The sequence below is a fragment of the Mesorhizobium yinganensis genome (genome assembly GCF_040081985.1).
GTDB classification, from domain to species: domain Bacteria; phylum Pseudomonadota; class Alphaproteobacteria; order Rhizobiales; family Rhizobiaceae; genus Kumtagia; species Kumtagia yinganensis.
Map to the genome: position 1 here is coordinate 1 of NZ_JBEBMH010000039.1, position 18,145 is coordinate 18,145.

The 18,145-nt window shown below is 60.7% G+C and carries 20 protein-coding genes and 1 pseudogene; 14 read left to right on the forward strand and 7 right to left on the reverse strand.

Annotated elements, in window-relative coordinates; all coding sequences use genetic code 11:
- A partial coding sequence (locus ABMA59_RS33250) for an epoxide hydrolase N-terminal domain-containing protein (RefSeq protein ID WP_349009656.1) occupies nucleotides 1–436 on the reverse strand: 436 nt, incomplete at its 3' end.
- 280 nt (nucleotides 437–716) lie between these two features.
- On the opposite strand from ABMA59_RS33250, the pseudogene ABMA59_RS33255 reads away from it, so the two are divergent.
- Both ABMA59_RS33255 and ABMA59_RS33260 read left to right on the forward strand, forming a co-directional pair.
- A pseudogene (locus ABMA59_RS33255) lies at nucleotides 717–1,043 on the forward strand (winged helix-turn-helix domain-containing protein); the annotation flags it as partial.
- Between the two features lie 157 nt (nucleotides 1,044–1,200).
- Nucleotides 1,201–1,602, forward strand: a complete 402-nt coding sequence (locus tag ABMA59_RS33260) for a winged helix-turn-helix transcriptional regulator (protein ID WP_349009657.1) — start codon at nucleotides 1,201–1,203, stop codon at nucleotides 1,600–1,602.
- Between the two features lie 43 nt (nucleotides 1,603–1,645).
- Here ABMA59_RS33260 and ABMA59_RS33265 read toward each other — a convergent pair whose 3' ends face one another.
- Complete coding sequence (locus ABMA59_RS33265) at nucleotides 1,646–2,557, reverse strand: NmrA/HSCARG family protein (protein ID WP_349009658.1); 912 nt, start codon at nucleotides 2,555–2,557, stop codon at nucleotides 1,646–1,648.
- Nucleotides 2,558–2,585: 28 nt separating this feature from the next.
- Between ABMA59_RS33265 and ABMA59_RS33270 the strand changes: the two genes are divergently transcribed.
- Nucleotides 2,586–3,317: a TetR/AcrR family transcriptional regulator gene (locus ABMA59_RS33270; RefSeq protein ID WP_349009659.1), complete on the forward strand. Its 732-nt coding sequence runs from the start codon at nucleotides 2,586–2,588 to the stop codon at nucleotides 3,315–3,317.
- Nucleotides 3,318–3,523: 206 nt separating this feature from the next.
- Here ABMA59_RS33270 and ABMA59_RS33275 read toward each other — a convergent pair whose 3' ends face one another.
- Entirely contained in the window at nucleotides 3,524–3,928 is a 405-nt protein-coding gene (locus ABMA59_RS33275) for a hypothetical protein (protein WP_349009660.1), read from the reverse strand.
- 2 nt (nucleotides 3,929–3,930) lie between these two features.
- Entirely contained in the window at nucleotides 3,931–4,359 is a 429-nt protein-coding gene (locus ABMA59_RS33280) for a hypothetical protein (RefSeq protein WP_425476027.1), read from the reverse strand.
- Between the two features lie 59 nt (nucleotides 4,360–4,418).
- On the opposite strand from ABMA59_RS33280, the gene ABMA59_RS33285 reads away from it, so the two are divergent.
- From ABMA59_RS33285 to ABMA59_RS33305, 5 genes are all read left to right on the forward strand, one after another.
- On the forward strand, nucleotides 4,419–4,619 hold the full coding sequence (locus ABMA59_RS33285; RefSeq protein ID WP_349009662.1) for a hypothetical protein: 201 nt from the start codon (nucleotides 4,419–4,421) through the stop codon (nucleotides 4,617–4,619).
- Entirely contained in the window at nucleotides 4,597–5,553 is a 957-nt protein-coding gene (locus ABMA59_RS33290) for a hypothetical protein (RefSeq protein ID WP_349009663.1), read from the forward strand. The genes ABMA59_RS33285 and ABMA59_RS33290 overlap by 23 nt, the downstream gene beginning before the upstream one ends.
- Before the next feature lie 107 nt (nucleotides 5,554–5,660).
- A complete protein-coding gene (locus tag ABMA59_RS33295) occupies nucleotides 5,661–5,867 on the forward strand; it encodes a helix-turn-helix transcriptional regulator (protein ID WP_349009664.1) in 207 nt (68 codons plus the stop codon).
- A gap of 5 nt (nucleotides 5,868–5,872) precedes the next feature.
- Nucleotides 5,873–6,076 (forward strand): hypothetical protein, encoded by a 204-nt coding sequence (locus tag ABMA59_RS33300; protein ID WP_349009665.1) that lies wholly within the window; start codon nucleotides 5,873–5,875, stop codon nucleotides 6,074–6,076.
- Nucleotides 6,073–6,606, forward strand: coding sequence for a hypothetical protein (locus ABMA59_RS33305; protein ID WP_349009666.1), 534 nt, complete (start codon nucleotides 6,073–6,075; stop codon nucleotides 6,604–6,606). Before ABMA59_RS33300 ends, ABMA59_RS33305 begins: the two co-directional genes overlap by 4 nt.
- Here the strand turns inward: ABMA59_RS33305 and ABMA59_RS33310 are convergent.
- The gene (locus ABMA59_RS33310; protein WP_349009667.1) at nucleotides 6,578–7,390 is read right to left on the reverse strand and encodes an adenylate/guanylate cyclase domain-containing protein; all 813 of its coding nucleotides are present in this window, start codon (nucleotides 7,388–7,390) and stop codon (nucleotides 6,578–6,580) included. The two genes, ABMA59_RS33305 and ABMA59_RS33310, sit on opposite strands and share 29 nt — an antisense overlap.
- 560 nt (nucleotides 7,391–7,950) lie before the next feature.
- Between ABMA59_RS33310 and ABMA59_RS33315 the strand changes: the two genes are divergently transcribed.
- The 3 genes from ABMA59_RS33315 to ABMA59_RS33325 are packed head-to-tail and all read left to right on the forward strand — an operon-like array spanning nucleotide 7,951 to nucleotide 9,970.
- Nucleotides 7,951–9,201: a site-specific DNA-methyltransferase gene (locus ABMA59_RS33315; protein ID WP_425476028.1), complete on the forward strand. Its 1,251-nt coding sequence runs from the start codon at nucleotides 7,951–7,953 to the stop codon at nucleotides 9,199–9,201.
- Nucleotides 9,198–9,503 carry a DUF7220 family protein gene (locus ABMA59_RS33320; protein ID WP_349009668.1) on the forward strand — a complete coding sequence of 102 codons (306 nt, stop codon included), beginning with the start codon at nucleotides 9,198–9,200 and terminating at the stop codon, nucleotides 9,501–9,503. Before ABMA59_RS33315 ends, ABMA59_RS33320 begins: the two co-directional genes overlap by 4 nt.
- Nucleotides 9,503–9,970: a phage terminase small subunit P27 family gene (locus ABMA59_RS33325; RefSeq protein ID WP_349009669.1), complete on the forward strand. Its 468-nt coding sequence runs from the start codon at nucleotides 9,503–9,505 to the stop codon at nucleotides 9,968–9,970. Before ABMA59_RS33320 ends, ABMA59_RS33325 begins: the two co-directional genes overlap by 1 nt.
- 112 nt (nucleotides 9,971–10,082) lie before the next feature.
- Here the strand turns inward: ABMA59_RS33325 and ABMA59_RS33330 are convergent, their stop codons facing one another.
- Together ABMA59_RS33330 and ABMA59_RS33335 are read right to left on the reverse strand one after the other, a co-directional pair.
- Complete coding sequence (locus tag ABMA59_RS33330; RefSeq protein WP_349009670.1) at nucleotides 10,083–11,339, reverse strand: cation:proton antiporter; 1,257 nt, start codon at nucleotides 11,337–11,339, stop codon at nucleotides 10,083–10,085.
- Nucleotides 11,340–11,531: 192 nt separating this feature from the next.
- A complete protein-coding gene (locus tag ABMA59_RS33335; protein WP_349009671.1) occupies nucleotides 11,532–12,545 on the reverse strand; it encodes a YihY/virulence factor BrkB family protein in 1,014 nt (337 codons plus the stop codon).
- A 281-nt stretch (nucleotides 12,546–12,826) separates the two neighbouring features.
- Here ABMA59_RS33335 and ABMA59_RS33340 point away from each other — a divergent pair, with 281 nt between their 5' ends.
- The 3 genes from ABMA59_RS33340 (at nucleotide 12,827) to ABMA59_RS33350 (ending at nucleotide 18,052) form a co-directional block, all read left to right on the forward strand.
- On the forward strand, nucleotides 12,827–13,714 hold the full coding sequence (locus ABMA59_RS33340; RefSeq protein WP_349009672.1) for a transglutaminase family protein: 888 nt from the start codon (nucleotides 12,827–12,829) through the stop codon (nucleotides 13,712–13,714).
- Nucleotides 13,715–13,798: 84 nt separating this feature from the next.
- Nucleotides 13,799–14,605 (forward strand): transglutaminase-like domain-containing protein, encoded by an 807-nt coding sequence (locus tag ABMA59_RS33345; RefSeq protein WP_349009673.1) that lies wholly within the window; start codon nucleotides 13,799–13,801, stop codon nucleotides 14,603–14,605.
- Nucleotides 14,606–14,788: 183 nt separating this feature from the next.
- Entirely contained in the window at nucleotides 14,789–18,052 is a 3,264-nt protein-coding gene (locus tag ABMA59_RS33350; protein ID WP_349009674.1) for a hypothetical protein, read from the forward strand.
- Nucleotides 18,053–18,145 lie beyond the last annotated feature (93 nt).

Consider the following 18,145-nt stretch of genomic DNA (forward strand, 5'->3'; position numbering starts at 1 on the left):
TCATCTGCTCGATGATGGAGCCGGGCCAGCCATGCGTCACGATGATCGGCAGGGCATTCTCATGCTGCGAGCGGACGTGGATGAAGTGGATGTCCAGTCCGTCGATCTCGGTGATGAACTGCGGCAGGGCGTTGAGCCGCGCTTCCATTTTTCGCCAGTCGTAGTCGGTTGCCCAATGCTTGGCGAGTTTTTGCGCGGTCTCGGTCTGCACGCCCTGCGTGCTGTCCGCGACGGTCTCCTTGTCCGGCCAGCGGGTCGCCGCCACGCGCCGGCGAAGATCGTCGAGCTGGTCCTGCGGGAAGGCGACGCTGAAGGGACGGATCGCCTCGGCCGATACCGCGCCCCGGAGCGCGCCCGGAAGCAGGCTGATGGCGGCGGCCGCCGCACCCGTAAGCAGCAGTTCGCGTCGCGTCGTTGAAAGCGTGATGGCAGACATATGGTCCTCCTGTGCCGAACCGTCCATCGGCGGGCGGTTCCGGTTGGTTTCGATGGCTGCGGGAACTTCTGCCCGACGGGAAAAACCTAGGCGCAGTCCGCTCCGGGGTCGAATTAAGCTCCGTGAGGAAATCTGAAATATTCTGAAGCGATCCGCGGGCGCGCGGCGGCGAGCCGATACCTGTCGGTATGCCGCGACGAAGACGATCGCCCATTGTGCTCGCGGGCGGGGCGGGCTTAACTGGGAAATCGCAATTCTCAACAACGAGATCATCATCGCCTTGGGGCAGATAGAACCACGCGTGTTTGAATCCCGTGGATGGGAAGTCGATCTCGCGAAGCGAGAGTTGCGTGCCCATGGCGTGGCAGTCCCGATTGGCAGCCGCGCCTTCGAGATTATCGAAGTCCTCGTTCAGGCTGCGGGCGAACTTGTCACGAAGGAGGATCTGATGAGGCGGGTGTGGCCCGGCCTCGTCGTGGAGGACAATACCGTCCAGGTCCATGTCGCCGCGATCCGGAAGCCCTTGGGTGAGGATCGGGGTCTGCTGAAGAACATTTCCGGTCGAGGATATCGACTCCTCGGAGACTGGGCGAGCCGGCAGGAGCCTGACCCAGATTGCCGCTTGCGCCGCTGACACCGATATTCATGATTGAACCTTCCATTACGTTCCGTTAGTGCGTAGCGATATGAAGGTTCCTTAGCCGCCGCGCAAGAACGCACGTTCTCGAGCGCCACGCACCTCTAGGTGCGTATTGGAGACGACGATGGCAAAGGCTCAACTACGACTTGTAGAGGTCGACTATGCTGCCGAGGGTGCGGCCAACTGCAAAGCGCTCGGACAGATCTTCGAACGCATAGGCGACAAGTGGACGATCATGATCGTGGGCGCGTTGTCGCGTGGCCCGATGCGGTTCAACGCCCTGCAGAAGACGATCCCGGGGTTGTCGCACAAGATGCTGACGACGACATTGCGCGGCCTGGAACGCGACGGACTGGTGACGCGCACCGCCTATGCCACCATTCCGCCAAGGGTCGACTACGAACTCACCGAGCAGGGTCGGTCGCTGCATGAGCCGTTGCTGACACTCGCGGCCTGGGCTCGATCGCAGCAGCCCTACATCGAGAGTGCACGCCAGAAGTTCGACCACAGAAAATCGGATGAATGAATAGGTCGTCCGGTCCTCGATAGTGGACCGGACGATTTATGGCTCAGACCTGATGATCGCCGATGACGAACTTCTCGCGGTTCTGCTCGATAAACTCGTCGAGCGTGGTCAGAGAAATGCCCCAGCTGCGAACGGCGGCGAGGTCGACCTTATAGCCCTCGACGTTGTTCCACACCTCGGAGCGGTACCCCACATCGCCCCAGGGTTGCGCGAGCCGCTTTTCCTTAGACAGGGTTACCGCCGACACCGTTTTCCCGGTTGCCTTAGCCATCTTGGCTGCGACCTCAGGCAGTGTGAAGGTTTCAGTGGCAAGGTCGATCTCATGACCATGGAAGCGCTCGGGATCGGCAAAGGCGGCAGCCGCGAACGCGCCGATGTCCTTGGCAGCAATCCAGTCGATGCGGGCACCCGCGTCGATTGCAGTCTCAAAACGACCACGCTCCCGAAGCGATGCGAACTGCATGTCTGCCTGCGGCGGCACGATGTCCTCCATGATCATCGCGGGCTTCAGGATCGTCCAATGGCGGAAACCTAGAGCTTTGACCAAGTCGTTCACAGCAGACTTGTTGTTCCAGTACAGTGGCTCCCAGCGACCCTCTTCCCAGTCGACAAAGTTCTCCTGATCGCCAGCGCGAGCAACGGAAGTGTGGACGACCTGATCAACGCCTGCACGCTCCGCCGCCTCAAGCAGCGCCGTTCCGGTGATGACTTCTGTCTCCGGGTCCCCTGGATGCGATCCCATCTGGACCGAGAACACGCTGCCGGCGCCGGATAGGGCAGCATCGAGAGCGACAGGATCACTCATGTCGCCCTTGAAGATTTCGACGCCCTGTGCGGCCAGCGCTTTTGCTGCGGGTGAGTCTGGATTACGTGTCAGCGCACGGACGGAGCGTCCTGCTTCGAGCAGGAACGGGATGGTAGCGCCGCCTTGCTTGCCGGTGGCGCCGGTGACCAAGATAGGGCGGTTATCAGTTCGAGTAGACATGGTAGACCTCATGATGGTTGCACACGTCTCGACGCGTGTTGACCTCCAAGTAGGAGTGTCCGAAACGAAACGCAAGAGTTTCGATACCGTTGAGTTTCGACACGAATTGATCTATATGAGCATCATGACCGATCAAGCCACCCATTATCAGCACCGCTTGCCGACTGCCGAACGTGGTCGGAACCAAGATAAGAGCCGCGACGACAAAATCATCCGTGCGACCCTCGAGTTGTTGGCGGAAGTCGGTTACGACGCCTTGACAATGACTGACGTAGCGGCACGCGCCAGTGCCTCAAAAGCAACGTTGTATCGCCGCTGGACGCAAAAGTCAGACCTTGTGGCCGATGCCGTCGCGACACTCGATCCTATCGCACCGCCGGTGTACCTTGGCACTTCACTGCGGGATGACCTGCTCGCGTTGCTAGCGACAGCAGGCAACTGCGACGACCTTCCCGAAGCCGTCACTGCGACCAGGGAGATGGCACGGTCGAACCCGGAGCTTTACCAAACCTTGAGCGATCGTTTCGGCAAGTTCGTCCGTGCCGAACTGGCTGCCATCGCTGAGCGATATTTGACTTCAACCGACCTCGATCTCGATGTCATTGGGGATACCATCGTTGCGCTGCTGTCCCATTATGCCGGGCCGGCTGGTGCATCTGTTTCGCGCAAACGCATCATCAAGTTGGTGGACGAAGTCCTAACGGTTTTGATGACCGGCAGACGCGCCTAATAATCGTGCAGAATTCTGTGGTGGCCAATACGCCCATCGTTTGGCGGCTGCTTTCAGGCATCATCAGATCTGCCGCGAACGGCTTATATGGGGTCGTTGGCCGAACGTCGGCTTTCTCATTTCGCGCACCAGAACCGGACAGGCAGCAGACGGCCCCATTTCGGCCATCACTGCAGTCGTTCGTAGTGACCGCTATCACAGTCCCGTCATATTTCATCCGCCACCATACGTCTCTGCGCATCCCACTCATCCGGCAGGCTTTTGAGTGTAATATCCTGTGCGATGATGCTCTGCGCCTTGCCATCCAGCACGGCCTCGACGATGTCGGGTGCAAGCAGGGTGAGCCGCAGCAGGCGGCTGATATAGGAGCGGTTGATGTTCTCGGCGACGGCGATCTCGTAGGCTGTTGCGTAGACGCCCGTCTCCAGCATCTTGCGCCAGCGAAAGCCGCGGGCGAGCGCCTTGACCATGGCGGTATCGATGCGGGCACGGGGAGCTGCCCAGGATGTTCCGTGCGGGGTCACGATCTGCTTTCGGCCGCCACGCTTGCGCAGCATGAGCGGCACATGGACGGTGATGGTGTCGGAACCTTGGGTGATACTGGTTGCCATGGCTACGCGGCCTTCCGCTCCTGAACTTCGATGGTGCGCAGTTCGCTTGCAATCCCGGTCAGGCCCTTGGTCCGCAGCCGGATGGCGATGCCGTTGACAGCGAGATCGACCCGCTCGATGAGAAGCTGGACAATGCGAGCCTGTTCTGCCGGAAAGAGTTCGTCCCAGAGTGGGTCGAGCCGATCGAGAGCATCACGGACTTCGGTCTCGGTCAGGTCGCTGATGTCGGCGCGTGCTGCCCGCCATGTACCGACGATGATTTCCGGTGCGCGCAGCAGTCCCCGCAACTGGTCGATGACGGCCGTTTCGATCTCCGAAGCCGCGACGCGTCCGACTACACATGCACCGGCGCCACGCTTCAGCACCGCCTGGCTGACATAGTAGCGATAGAGCCGATGACCTTTTCGGGTGTGTGTAGGCGAGAAAGCCACACCGCCTGGGCCGAACAGCAAACCCTTGAGCAGGGCAGGGGTACCTCGGCCGGGGAGCCTTGGCAAAAACCTATAGTATCACCCAGGCTACACTTGCGATCGGCTATCGCGGCCGCAGCGACAGAAGGCTGCGGTCACTGCCGGTCACGATTACCGTTCCGCATCGATCAACGCTCAAGGACCTGACCGAGATCGAACGTTTGCTCGCAACAAAATATTTGCAGAAGTGGGGATTAGTTGCCCAACCCGACGTTTCCTGAACCCGGCCCCGACGGCAATCCGGTCGATATGGTACTATTACTGCAGTTGCTGGAATCGAGGCGCCTCGTCTTTACAATGTCGGCTCTTCGTAATTTTTGCCGGGCGGCGCAACCGCTTGTCGAGCGGTGTATGCTTATACCTGATGGCTACGACACAACCATTGTCGACGACGAGGACGAGGACTGTACTGCATTTGACATTGGGCCTCACCCTCACCGGGAAGGGCTCGGCTATTTCCACCCCGTCCGCGGCTGGGTCGATGTCAATCAAACGCAGCTGCAGCGCTGGAGGCCGGATTTGACGGCCATCTTCACCGCGCTGCTCGGCAAAGAGCTCAGACTGCCTGTGCAGGGTCTTCTGGAGCGGGAAACCGGACTTATCTGGGAGATCGGCTCCGTTCGGTTGATCAAGTCCGGTCGGACAACCATCTGGTTTGTCAGGTGCCTGCATGATCTGGCGACACAGCATCGCCTTCAGGAGGCACTACGCAAGTTCCCGCCGTTGGACACCGTGCTTGCCCTCACGTCTACCGAATACGAGGATGGGCCACATATGGGTTTGGGTCGGTGCGTCATCGTGCCGATTGCCGATGTGCTCGATGCATATGCACCGCAGCGGATAGATTTCGACCGCTTGCGTCGACGGTTTGAAGGCCGACATCATATTGCTGATACCGGCCCCCTAACCCTCTCGCAAGACGGGCGAACGCTTACGATTAGTGGGGTGGAGATGGTATTTGGCGGAGAAGCTCAACAGCACGCAATCCGGCAACTAGTCGATGCTTATCATGATCACCGTGGCTTACGCGCCGCGGCCGTCCTGGAAAACGCCGGGACGTCAGTGACCAGCTTCGCCCAGCTCTTCAAGAAGCAATGGCCCGTATTGCGTCGGTATCTGAAATCGCAAAATGGCTTCTGGCACCTAGAGCCTTGAGGTCAGTACAGAACTACCGCTTCAACTACCGACCACCATAACGACCGACTACCGAATATCGTGCGACGCCTTTCGCAATCACAACCATTGTGGCGAAAGGCTTTGCAATGACCCCCACCTATCTCAACCAGGGTGAACTCGCCCGCCGTTTCCGCGTCAGCCCGCGCACGTTGGAGCGCTGGCGCTGGAAGAAAACCGGTCCGCATTATCACAAGCTCGGCGGCAAGATCGTCTACGCGCTCACTGACGTCGAAGCTTATGAGCGCCGACGCCGCGCCGAGACCCACTCCTCGATCCTCGGTTCGTGGGAGTGACCGCGATGGTTGGGAAAAACGAAGACCCGGGAGCGCTGGCCGGCGCTCAACGGGTCGATGTCACAATGCTGGCTGGCAATGATGACACCACAGACTTTAGTCCGACCACCATCGACCTTCAAGTCCGGACGTTGCTGCTGCGGTACGCCATGTCTGTGCCGATGGCGATGGTGGTCGCCGAACTCGCCTTCTTTGGGAGGTCGGCATGATGGATGCCATCCCTCCCTGTATCCTTGAATGCCCCGACACGGCCGAGATCGAGATGCTTCGCACGGCAGGCGTGGCGATCATGTCGCTGGCGAAGCCTTGGGCGATGAAGGTCGCATGCGGCTATCTTGCCTCCGACAACCGCTTCGAGCCTCACGGTCGCGGAGATCGCTGGTTTGCCTTCGACGAGGTTGGAGCCGGTGACATCGTTTTCTGGCATTGGCCGACCGGCAGGGTCACGACCTGGTACGGCCGCACCTTTGCCTTGGGCGCTGAGGTGATCGACAATCCCGGCACCTACAGCTTCGACTGCGCGCTCAACATCTTTGTCGATCCGCTGGATTGGCTACGCGCAAACCGCGACGGGATCGTGGTGCTCGACTGGGACCGCGCCTACGACCGACTCCGGGACGCGTCACGCATCGCCCTCGCGGTGATCCTTCCAAGACATAACGAACGTTCAGGTCACGGCCAACTTGGCGCACATCGACGGCTCTGTCCTTTTAGGCCATCGAGGAGTTGCGAGCGATGACTTCAAAGCCGCGAAAGCGCGCAAGGTCCGTGATGATATCCTCGCTGATACCGTCGGCCAGGCGACCGGTCGCTGTGTCGCCGCCGAGATTGGTGAAGGGGAGCACCGCGATCGATGCCTTGGCGATGGGCGGCTCGATCGGACGCATCCACCAGGCAACGACGCCGACGACGGCGGCAGCTACGAGCGCTGCAGCAGGGACGCGCATCCTGCCTCTCTGTTGGCGCAAGCGCAGCCGCCAAGGCCGACCGCTGCCGTTCAGCCTGATGCGATAGGCACGCACCGGGCGCGATATGTTGTTGACTTGCTGCTCGCCGGCGAAGTCGAGAGGAAGGTCGAGCTTCCCCTGGAGATGGTCGTAGACAGTGCCCGAGAGGAGTACGCCACCCGGATCGCATAGCTGCTCCAGCCGCGCGGCGACGTTAACACCGTCACCGAGAAGATCGTCTCCCTCCACTACCACGTCGCCGAGGTTGATGCCCATGCGGAAGACAATGCGACGCTCCGCCGGCGTTGCTGCTTGCGCCGCTGCGGTTTCGTACTGCCGTGCCACCGCGCACGTGGCGGCATCGACGACCGAGCCGAACTCCACGATGGCGCCGTCACCCATCAGCTTGACGATGCGACCGTTGTGTTTTGCCAGAAGTGGATCGATCACGTTGAAGCGCAGCGATCGGATCGCGGCAAGTGTTCCAGCCTCGTCATTCTCCACCAGCCGCGAATAGCCGACTATATCGGTGGCAAGGATCGCGACCAATCTCCGTTGCGTGCGCTCGCCGGTCATGTCCATGTCCTGCGCAGAGAGCTTATCTTAAGTCACGAGCGCGAAAAGAGGGAGGTCCGTCGAACTCGACGCTCAACAGCACAGGACTAGTAGCAGGTAGATCGATGTCCGGGTTCCTCGATAGGTGACGGCAAACAGCCATTCGGCTTGCGGCCCCATGCCAGGTGGCGTGGTAGAGTTCGTACACCTCTCACCTTGCACGGCGCTGTCCCCACTCGCCGTCGTTGCATTGCGAAGTCCTGCGTACAAATGTCGGAAAATGTCAGGATATCATGGCCTTAGCTGCCGTGATAGAATCCGTTCCGTAGTCATCCCCCGGGCGAATAAACACGCCGCCAATGACCCCGGGGGGGGCGATCAGAGCTGGTAGGGATCGAGCCGTAGACCCGGCCCGCTCCTTCGCTTTCACTGCCTCGAAATTGGGAATGGGGTATCCGCCCATGACGATCCCGCCCGAAGCCGCAGAAATCAGCCATTCTGGGGCCCCCATCGGGGGTAAAAGTGCCGCGATCCAGTCGACAAACTCTGGGGTAGAACGGGGGTTACACCAGCAACTGGCGGTGCAATATCGCCCGGTCTCGGCACTGATCCCCTATGCGCGCAACGCCCGCACGCACTCGGAGCGGCAGGTCGCTGAGATCGCAGCATCTATCCGGGAGTTCGGCTGGACAAACCCGATCCTGGTGGATGGCGATAATGGCATCATCGCTGGACACGGCCGGCTGCTGGCGGCGCGAAAGCTCTGCATGGCCGATGTGCCAGTGATCGAGCTTGCCGGATTGAGCGAGGCGCAGAAGCGGGCGCTGATAATTGCCGACAACAAGCTGGCCTTGAACGCCGGCTGGGACATCGACCTGCTTGGCGTCGAACTGGCGGACCTCCAGAGCATGGGGTTCGATCTGGCGCTCACGGGCTTTGGCGAAGAGGAGGTCGCCTCACTGATTGCCCGTGGCACGGCAGGCCTCAGCGATCCCGATGATATTCCAGAGACGCCGAGGCAGCCGGTCAGCCGGATCGGTGACCTATGGTTGCTTGGAAAGCACCGGCTGATCTGTGGCGATAGCACCAGGGCAGGGGTCGTCGAGCAGGTGCTGGCTGGCGTGAAGCCGCACCTACTTGTGTCCGATCCGCCCTATGGCGTTGCCTACGATCCGACATGGCGCAGCCAGTTGCCCGACCATGCCAATGTCGATCTTGCCCGCGGCACGGTGCTGAACGACGACCGTTCCGACTGGCGCGAGGCATGGGCGCTGTTTCCCGGCGATGTCATCTACGTCTGGCACAGCGCCCTGCACGCCGCCACCGTTGCCGAAAGCCTGGAGGCCTGTGGCTTTTCCATTCGCTCGCAGATTGTCTGGGACAAGACGCGGCTGGTAATCGGCCGAGGTGATTATCACTGGCAGCACGAGCCCTGCTGGTACGCAGTCAGGAAGGGGAAGAAGGGCCACTGGTCGGGCGACCGCAAACAGACGACGGTCTGGCAGATCGCGCATCGCAAGTCCGAGACAGGTCACGGCACCCAGAAGCCGGTCGAATGCATGAAAAGGCCGATCGAGAACAACTCCTCGCCCGGTCAGGCAGTCTACGAACCCTTTTGTGGTTCCGGCACCACCATCATCGCCGCCGAGATGACAGGCCGTATCTGCCATGCCATCGAGCTTAATCCTGCCTATGTCGATGTGACCATCACCCGCTGGCAGGATTTTACCGGCGAGGCCGCGACACTGGAGGCAACCGGTCAGAGCTTCGAGGAGGTGCAGGCCGAGCGGTATGGCGACGCCAGCCAGGCTTATGACGAGGTCCGGTCATGACGACGCATCCACCGCCACTCGACGGCAGCCAGTCCCGCACCGGTTCCTTCATCGAGGCAGTCGCCAACGTTATCGCCGGCTACATCGTCGCCATCATAGTGCAGCGGCTTGCCTATCCCCTGTTTGGCATTGACACGACACTGGCCACCGACGGCATGATTGCGGCCATCTTCACCACGGCCTCGCTGGCCCGCTCCTATGTGCTGCGACGCTTCTTCCAGCATCTCGCTGATGCCGACAAGCAGCACGATCTCCAAGGCAGCGAGCGCCTGAGGCAGCGCCTTGCCCGGAGACATCTGTGATGCGTGGACGCAAGCCGAAACCGCAGCTCTACCTCGTCGACAGCGATGAGGGTCCCAATTCGAAATCCCGGCGCAAACCAAAGCCGCCGACCTGTCCGGCGCATCTGAGCCCGACCGCCAAGACAGAATGGAAGAGGCTTGCCGCGAGCCTGCATCTGCGCGGCATCATCAGCGACAACGATCGCGCAGTGCTTGCGGCCTATTGCCAGGCGTATGGCCGTTGGGTGGAAGCCGAGCGGAAACTCGCCGAGACGCCACTGCTGATCAAGCTTCCATCCGGCTACATCCAGCAGTCCCCATGGCTGGCGATCGCCACCAAGCAACTGGAGATCATGCATAAATATGCAGCCGAACTCGGCCTCTCACCGGTCTCCCGCAGCCGCGTCACCAAGCTGCGCTCGCACGAGCAGAAGCCATGGGAGTTCGGTACCCGGCCGGCCGATGCATATTTGAAACCGCGGATCTGAAGACAAGCGGCCTACAGGCAACGGAGCAGACGCCGCGGGGCGAAGACACCGGGATATCCTTCCCAAGAGGGCGAAAACGGAAAGCTTGGTGCAGTAGGACAACGTTATGCAATTACGGCGTTGGTTGTCTCAATGAGCGATCCATTTTGTTCATGACCGGTGTGACGAGCATCCCATGCGCTATGATTGAACTCAGAACGACGAAGCAAACGGTGACCCAAAGGAGTTCTGGTCGCTCGAAATCAGCCTGCCCGAGCGCGAACGCCAGATAATAAAAGGATCCGAGACCACGGATACCAAAGAAGGCTATCACTCCCTTTTCGGCAGCAGGTGCTGCATATCCGGCAAGCCCCACCCAACCGGAGAGGGGTCTTATAGCGATTAAGATCAGGACTGCGGTGATCACGACCTGCCAACTCAGCGCGCCAAAGACTGCCCCTTCGCCGATAGCAGCTCCAAAGCAGACCAGCAGAACCATCATTAGCAGCCGTTCGATCTGCTCGGCAAAGTTATGCAGATTTTCGTGGTAATGATGTTTACGCTCGACCGATCGAAGCGCGACGGCGGCAACGAACACGGCGAGAAAGCCATACCCGTGCAAGAGCTCGGTTGAGCCGTACGCGAGACAGGTGACGCCGAGGGCGACAAACCCATCCCTGGTTTCCGAGAGCCCGGCGCGTTTAGGCAGTCGAAACGTCAGATATCCCATTGTCTTTCCGCCGAGCCATCCTATTGCGATCCCGGCGGCAATTTTCCAGATGACATCGACCAGAAACCAATCGGCAAAGAACGGCTCTCCGGACGCCTGCGACAGGGCGATGGCAATCGCCAGATGGACGAATGGGAACGCCGCCCCATCGTTCAGGCCAGCTTCTGAGGTTAGTGCAAAACGAACCTCGTCCTCCTCGCCAGATTGAGGGGGGCCAACTTGTATGTCACTCGCAAGCACAGGATCAGTTGGTGCGAGGGCCGCTCCGAGGAGAAGCGCCGACGCGATGCCAAGTCCCAGAATTGACCAGCCGAGAAACACGATGCCCGCGATGGTCAGAGGCATCGAAATGCCGAGGAGGCGCCATGATGTCTGCCAACCGGCTAAAGAGAGGGGACGATCGAGCTTCAATCCGGCTCCCATCAACGAGACAATGACGACGAACTCCGTCAATTTCTCAGTAAGGTACCGGTTCTCCAGAGGGTTCATCCCCACGACGGGGGCAAAAGGTGACCAAGCCAGGACAGCGCCAATGCCGATGCACACCATCGGCAGTGAAATTGGCATCCGTTTCAGCAGCAGTGGCAGCCATGCTGTTAGCAGCACGACCACGCCGAATGCGGCCAAGATAAGAGCGTAGGGTTCCGCGGCGTCTAGCATCACAACCGCCTAACTCCACAAGCGCCACCGTCCAGGATTTCTTTCGCCATGTGGACTCACATCTTAGTCGGGAGGCTTAAGGTGCCTTGGACCCGGCATCGGGGAAACCGATGATTTTACAGAATTCGGAAGATAATGATTCGCGCATTGGGCGGGCGAACATTTTCCCGCATTTTGCAGATTCAAGTCGGGCTAGTGGCGACCGGTCCGATCGCCACGCTTCGAAGAAGCTATTGCTGTCGTCAGCGCCGAGACAAATGCGATCAGCGTAACGGTGAGAAAGGGGCTACTGTTTGCACTGACCGGCGGCCGGGAAGGAGTTGGAGCATCGGCGATCGACGTCGTCAGGTGCTTCAGGTCTGGCCTTGTCCCCAAGCTCGTGGCGTAGGCGCGAGTGAGTTCTGCGCCGAGAAGAAAAATCGAGGATGAGTAGAACACCCACAAGAGCAAAACAATCAAGCTGCCTGCCGCACCGTAGGACGAGGCCACTGCGCTGGTTCCGAGATACCATCCGATCAAGGACTTCCCAATGGTGAAGAGAACGGCCGTCGTCACCGCGCCGAAACGGACGTCTCTCCATGCCAGCGAACGATCAGGCAGAACTTTGTAGATCGCAGCAAAGAGCAATGCCACGAGTGACAGTGACACGATGGTGTTGACGAACGAAAGGATGACTTCGCCGAACGGCAGGCGGGCATTGATGAAATCACCAAGCCCTGAAATTGCAGCGCTCGCAGCGAGAGACACCAGCAGCAGAAATCCCAGCGACGCAACCAGTCCCAAACTTGCCGCTCTGGCTCTCACCAACCCGGACAGGCTTGTGGAACTGGGCTCAACCTTCCAGATCTGATTAAGCGAAGACTGCATTTCCCCAAATACGCCAGATGCGCTGGCGATTAGGGTGATCAGCGCAACCGAAGCGGCGAGCACTCCACTTGCCCTGTTGGAAGCGCCTTCGATGATCGCCTTGAGCAAGTCGGCGCCCTGCGGACCAAGGAGACCGGTCAGTTGCGCGGTTACAGCCAGTTGGGCAGCGTCTCGTCCGACGGCAAGGCCGGCGACTGCAATAACGATCAACAGAATGGGAGCAAGCGATGTGGCCGCGTAAAACGCCATGGCCGCGGCATGGGAAAGCGCATTGTCGTTGATGAAGCCCGCGACTGCGGTTTTTACGAGAGTCCAGACGCGACCAAGAACGAGTTTCATTTGCGCTCCCTCGGCCAGATCCTGTGGATCAGGAGATGCTATTCCACCTTGAAGTCGCCTTGTGGTGGGATTGTTCCGCACCGTGACCGAGTTGGGCCACCCGAGAATTCGGTCCAGGCATGAATAGTGTCGTGACAAGCGCTGCGTGAGGGTTTGGCCGATTTCAGTTCCTGGCGTGAGAACTATCACTCAGCCTATGCAATCGGAGTGGAGGTATATTTGACTGGCGAGATGCCGGCACCGCGATATCTTGTGTCAGAACTCATCCGGAACAGGATTTGATGACCGTTTTCTCGGTGCGGCATTCGACGGTCTATCGCTATCGACGTCCAGTCGGCTTCGGTGAGCACAACCTGATGTTCCGGCCCCGCGATAGCTATGACCAGCGCCTGCTCCACGCATCGCTCGTCGTCGACCCGGAACCGGCGTCCATCAACTGGGTTCACGACGTTTTCGGAAACTGCGTCGCGCACGTGGCCATTTCGAGGCGTGCAAAGGAGCTTCGCTTCGAGACCACCATTCGCGTCGATCACACGCCATCCGCCGCACCGGATTTCCGTATTGACGAGACCGCACTCGCCTATCCCTTTGAATACGATCCCGACGAGTTGCCGGATCTCGCAAGCACTATCCGTCCCCATTTTGCCGACGACGGCGGAGCGGTCGCCGATTGGGCGAAGCAGTTTGTGAGAGGCAGCTCGAAGAGCGAGACGGGAAAAGTGCTCATGACCTTGTGCTACGCCATCCATGAGGGCTTTTCCTACGCTCGCCGTTCCGAGCATGGCACGCAGCCGCCGCTGATTACACTGCGCTCGCGCAAGGGCTCCTGCCGGGACTTCGCGCTCCTGATGATCGAGGCAGTCCGCTCACTCGGCTTCGCGGCCCGGTTTGTCACCGGCTACATCTATGTCACCAGCCGCGATGGACAGACCAATCTGGGAGGCGGAGCCACACACGCCTGGTGTCAGGTCTATCTCCCCGGCGCGGGTTGGGTGGAGTTCGATCCGACGAACGGGATTGTAGGAAACCGCGACCTCATCAGAGTTGCGGTCGCACGCGATCCGAAACAGGCAGTTCCACTCTCCGGAAGCTATTTCGGTCGTGCTTCCGACGATCTGGGCCTGACGGTTCAGGTCAACGTCACGACGGAACTAAACCCAGGGAAGTAGGCCGAGCCCAAAATCTTGGCATGGAACTGAGCCAGTAGTTTCGGCGTTGCAGCGCACCTTCTTCAATTTTTCTAAGAGTGCTTCATGAAGATCCGCGCTGGCTTCGATATCGCTTACGAATGTCCGCAGCCGACGCAGATGCTGCTGGCGCTCGATATTCATCCTTCCCGGCGCGCCGATCTTCTCACTAGCCATGAACTGAGGTTCGATCCTGTGGTGGAGGCGTGGGGCTATGTCGATGGTTTCGGGAACGCCTGCACGCGGGTGACGGCACCGGCCGGCATCCTCAACATCGCGACAGAGTTCGAAATCTACGACAGCGGACGACCGGATATGGTCGCCTCGGATGCGGTTCAGCACGAGGTGAAGGATCTGCCCGACGACGTTCTCGTGTTTCTGCTTGCAAGCCGCTACTGCGACACCGACCGGCTTGGCGACTTGGCGTGGTCGACTTTCTCACAAACCCAGCCGGGGTGGGCACGGGTGCAGGCGATCTGCGACTTCGTTCACAATCATATTGCCTTCAACTATCAGAATGCGGACTCACTGCGCACAGCGCATGGCGGCTGGACCGATCGGACCGGTGTCTGTCGCGACTTTGCCCATCTGGCGATCACACTTTGTCGGTGCATGAATATTCCGGCTCGCTACTGCACAGGCTATCTTGGTGACATCGGCGTGCCGCCAGTCCCCGATCCGATGGACTTCTCGGCGTGGTTCGAGGTCTACCTCGGCGGACACTGGTATACGTTCGATGCGCGCCACAATGTCCCTCGAATTGGTCGCATCCTGATGGCAACCGGGCGCGACGCGACCGATGTCGCTCTCTCGACCAGTTTCGGCCCCGCCAGGCTAATGCGCTTCGATGTCATCACTGAAGAAATCTCATGAGTAGCGTCCTGAATATTCTGGCGTCCGGCGCGGTGACACTTGCTGGCGGCGACACTCTCGGGTCTGAGTCAGGCCCGGCACATTCCGACTATTGCCCTACTCGTCTCCATGCCTAATATTGCTAGGACAACCTAAGGTCGGTGGTGACTTGCTCGCACGACCATCCCCGCGACAGGAGTGAGCATGGCAACCTTCACCGTGACGGAACAATCGGCCGCCGGCGCCGGGTCGCTCGCGGCGGCCATTTCCGCTGCCGCGGCGAGCGCAGGCCCCGACAGGATCGTGTTCGCGGCGGATGTCAAGAACATCGTCACCTCCGGCACACTGACAATCGACAGCAACCTCGTGATCGACGGCGACCGCAACAATGACGGCCTGGCCGACGTTACGATATCGTCGGATTTCAACACCGACGGCGTCGGTGACCATACGCTGTTCGTGCTAGGCACCGGCGCGACCGTGACGTTCGACGGCCTGGTTTTCACGAAGGGATACGATGCCGGTTCTTCCGCAAGCGACATCGCCGTCGGTGCGATCCTCAACAACGGCACCGCGACGATCAAGAATTCGCAGTTCCTCGACAATCAAGCGGTCGGATGGGTCGGCCAGAACGGAGCGACGGGCGGGTCGCCGACTCTCCGGGGCGGGGACGGCACAGCCGGCGGCGCGGCGGTTGGAGCGATCCTCAATCGCGGCACAATGACCGTTCAGAACACGCGCTTCGAGGATAATTCCGGCATCGGCGGCAATGGTGGCGCTGGCGGGCAAGGCGGCTACATTCCCGCCAGCCCGCCGTTCGGCCTTGAAGCCGGCGGAAGTGGCGGAGATGGGGCCAATGGTGGGTTCGGAGCCGGCGCAATCGTCAATTTCACGGCGGGCAAACTGACGCTCTCCGGCACGGTGTTCGACGACAATGTCGGCGTGGCGGGCAATGGCGGCAATGGTGGCGATGGAATTCCGGTTGGCTTGAGCATAGACGCGTATGGGGGCAACGGCGGCACGGCCGGCCATGGCTCGGCCACGGTTCTCGACTTCGGCGCGTTATCTGGAACGGGCACCACCAGCGGCGGCTCGTTCTCGGGCGGCACTGGTGGGAACCAGGGAGACCATCCTCCGGACTCGGACTATCCCTACATTCGCCCCGACGGGTTCGGCGGGGTCGACATTACGAGGATCGGCACCGCTGGAAGCGATGCGCGCACCGGAACGGGCCTATCGGAATTGTTTGCCGGGCTTGGCGGCAACGACACCTTTGTCGTTGCGTCGGGCGGAAACGACACTTTCCATGGGGGTGACGGCACCGACACCGTCGTCTTCTCCTCGATCGCGGGCAGCGTGCACTTCAATCTCTTTTCCGCCAATCTGCAATCCGTGGGTGGCGGCACTCTAAGCGTTACTGGCGTCGAGAACGCGACCGGTGGCAGCGGCAACGACACCCTGACCGGCGACGCAGCCGCCAATACGCTGAACGGCGGTTCCGGCAACGATACGCTCGACGGTGCCCTCGGCGCGGACGTGTTGAACGGCGGCAGTGGCAACGACACTTTTTACGTCTCGGATGCTGGAGACGTTGTCGTGGAGGTGGCCGGGGGCGGCACGGACAGGGTCTTGGCGGATGTGGACTACGTCTTGTCGGCAGACGCTTCCGTCGAGGCATTGGCGACGAAGAATGCCGCGGGCAAATCGACGATCGACCTCACGGGTAATGATCTTGCCCAGACCATCTCCGGCGATGCGGGCAGCAACATTTTGCGCGGTTTGGGCGGCGACGACACACTGAACGGCGGCGACGACCTGTCGGTCGACACGCTCTATGGCGGGAGGGGCGACGACATTTTCCGCGTCTACACCAATTCCGACCGGGTGCGCGAGAATAATGGCGAGGGCTTCGACCGGGTGCTCGCCAGCCGCGACTTCACGCTGTTCGCCTCCGCCGAGATCGAGATGCTGACCACCAGCAGTTCCACCGGCAAGGACGCGATCGTGCTGGTCGGCAATGCGTTTACCCAGACCATCATCGGCAATGCCGGCGACAATGTGCTGAACAGCGCCGGCGGCGGCGACACGTTGCGCGGGCTCGGCGGCAACGATCTTTACCACCTCAATAACGACGACACCGTCATCGAGAACGCCAATGGCGGCACCGACACCGTCAACGCCCATTCAAACTACGTGCTGGCGGCGGACGCTCATGTCGAGGTGCTACAGTCGAACGACCCCGGCGGCACCTTCGCGCGCGACCTGACCGGCAATGCGTTTGCTCAAACCATCATCGGCGGAGCCGGTGCCAACCGGCTGCACGACGGCGGCAAGGGCGCGGCCGACATCCTGCGCGGGCTCGGCGGCGACGACACCTATGTCGTCTACAATGCCGGCGACGTGATCGAGGACACCGCCGGCATCGACCGCGTCCTGGCCGGCGTCAGCTTTGCGCTCAAGGCTGGCGTGACGGTCGAGATGCTGACCACCACGTCAGGCAGCGGCAAGGGCGCCATCAACCTAACCGGTAACGAACTGTCGCAGGAGATCGTCGGCAATGCCGGCGAGAACGTGCTGAGTTCCGGCGCGGTGGGCGGCGTGGATACGCTGCGCGGCCTCGGCGGCAACGACATCTATCGCGTCTACAATGCAGGCGATGTCGTCGCCGAGGAGGCGAGCCAGGGCAGCGCCGACCGGGTCATGGCCTCGGTCAGCTACGCGCTCGGCGCGGGCGTGTATGTCGAGATGCTGACTACCAACAGCTCGATCGCGACGACCCCGATCAACCTAACAGGCAACGCGTTGCATCAGACCATCACCGGCAATGCCGGCGCCAACGTGCTCTCCGACGGCGGTGTCGGCAAGGCCGATACGATGAGCGGGCTTGGCGGCAACGATACCTACCGGGTCTACAATTCCGGCGACGTTATCGTCGAGACCTCAAGCCAAGGCACGGCCGACCGGGTCATGGCCGCAGTGGACTATAAGCTCGGTGCGGGCGTCTATGTCGAAAGCCTCACCACCAACGGCACGTCGGGCAAGTCGGCCATCGATCTCACCGGCAACGAGATCGCCCAGGAGATCATCGGCAACGCTGGCGACAACCGCCTGGAGGGACGTGAAGGCAACGACACGCTGCGCGGGCTTGGCGGCGCCGACACCTTCGTCTTCAATACAAAACTCGGCGCGTCGAACATCGACACGATCGTCGACTTCAATGTCGTCGACGACCGTTTTCTGCTTTCGGACGCGATCTTCACCAAGCTGAACACGGGAGTGATGCTGTCGGGTTATTTCCGCGCCAACACCACCGGCCTGGCGCAGGATTCCTCCGACCACATCATCTACGAGCGCGACAGCGGCAAACTGTTCTACGACGCCGACGGCGTCGGTGGTTCGGCCGGCATCCACTTCGCCACGCTGACCGTCGGACTGGCGCTCACCAACGCCGACTTCTCCGTGGCGTAGGCCGCCGACGTCGACAACTCAACTCCCGCCCGTTTTCGGGCGGGAGGTGGAGACCGCACACATTACCCAAAGGAACGTCCCCTTAGGCGGACT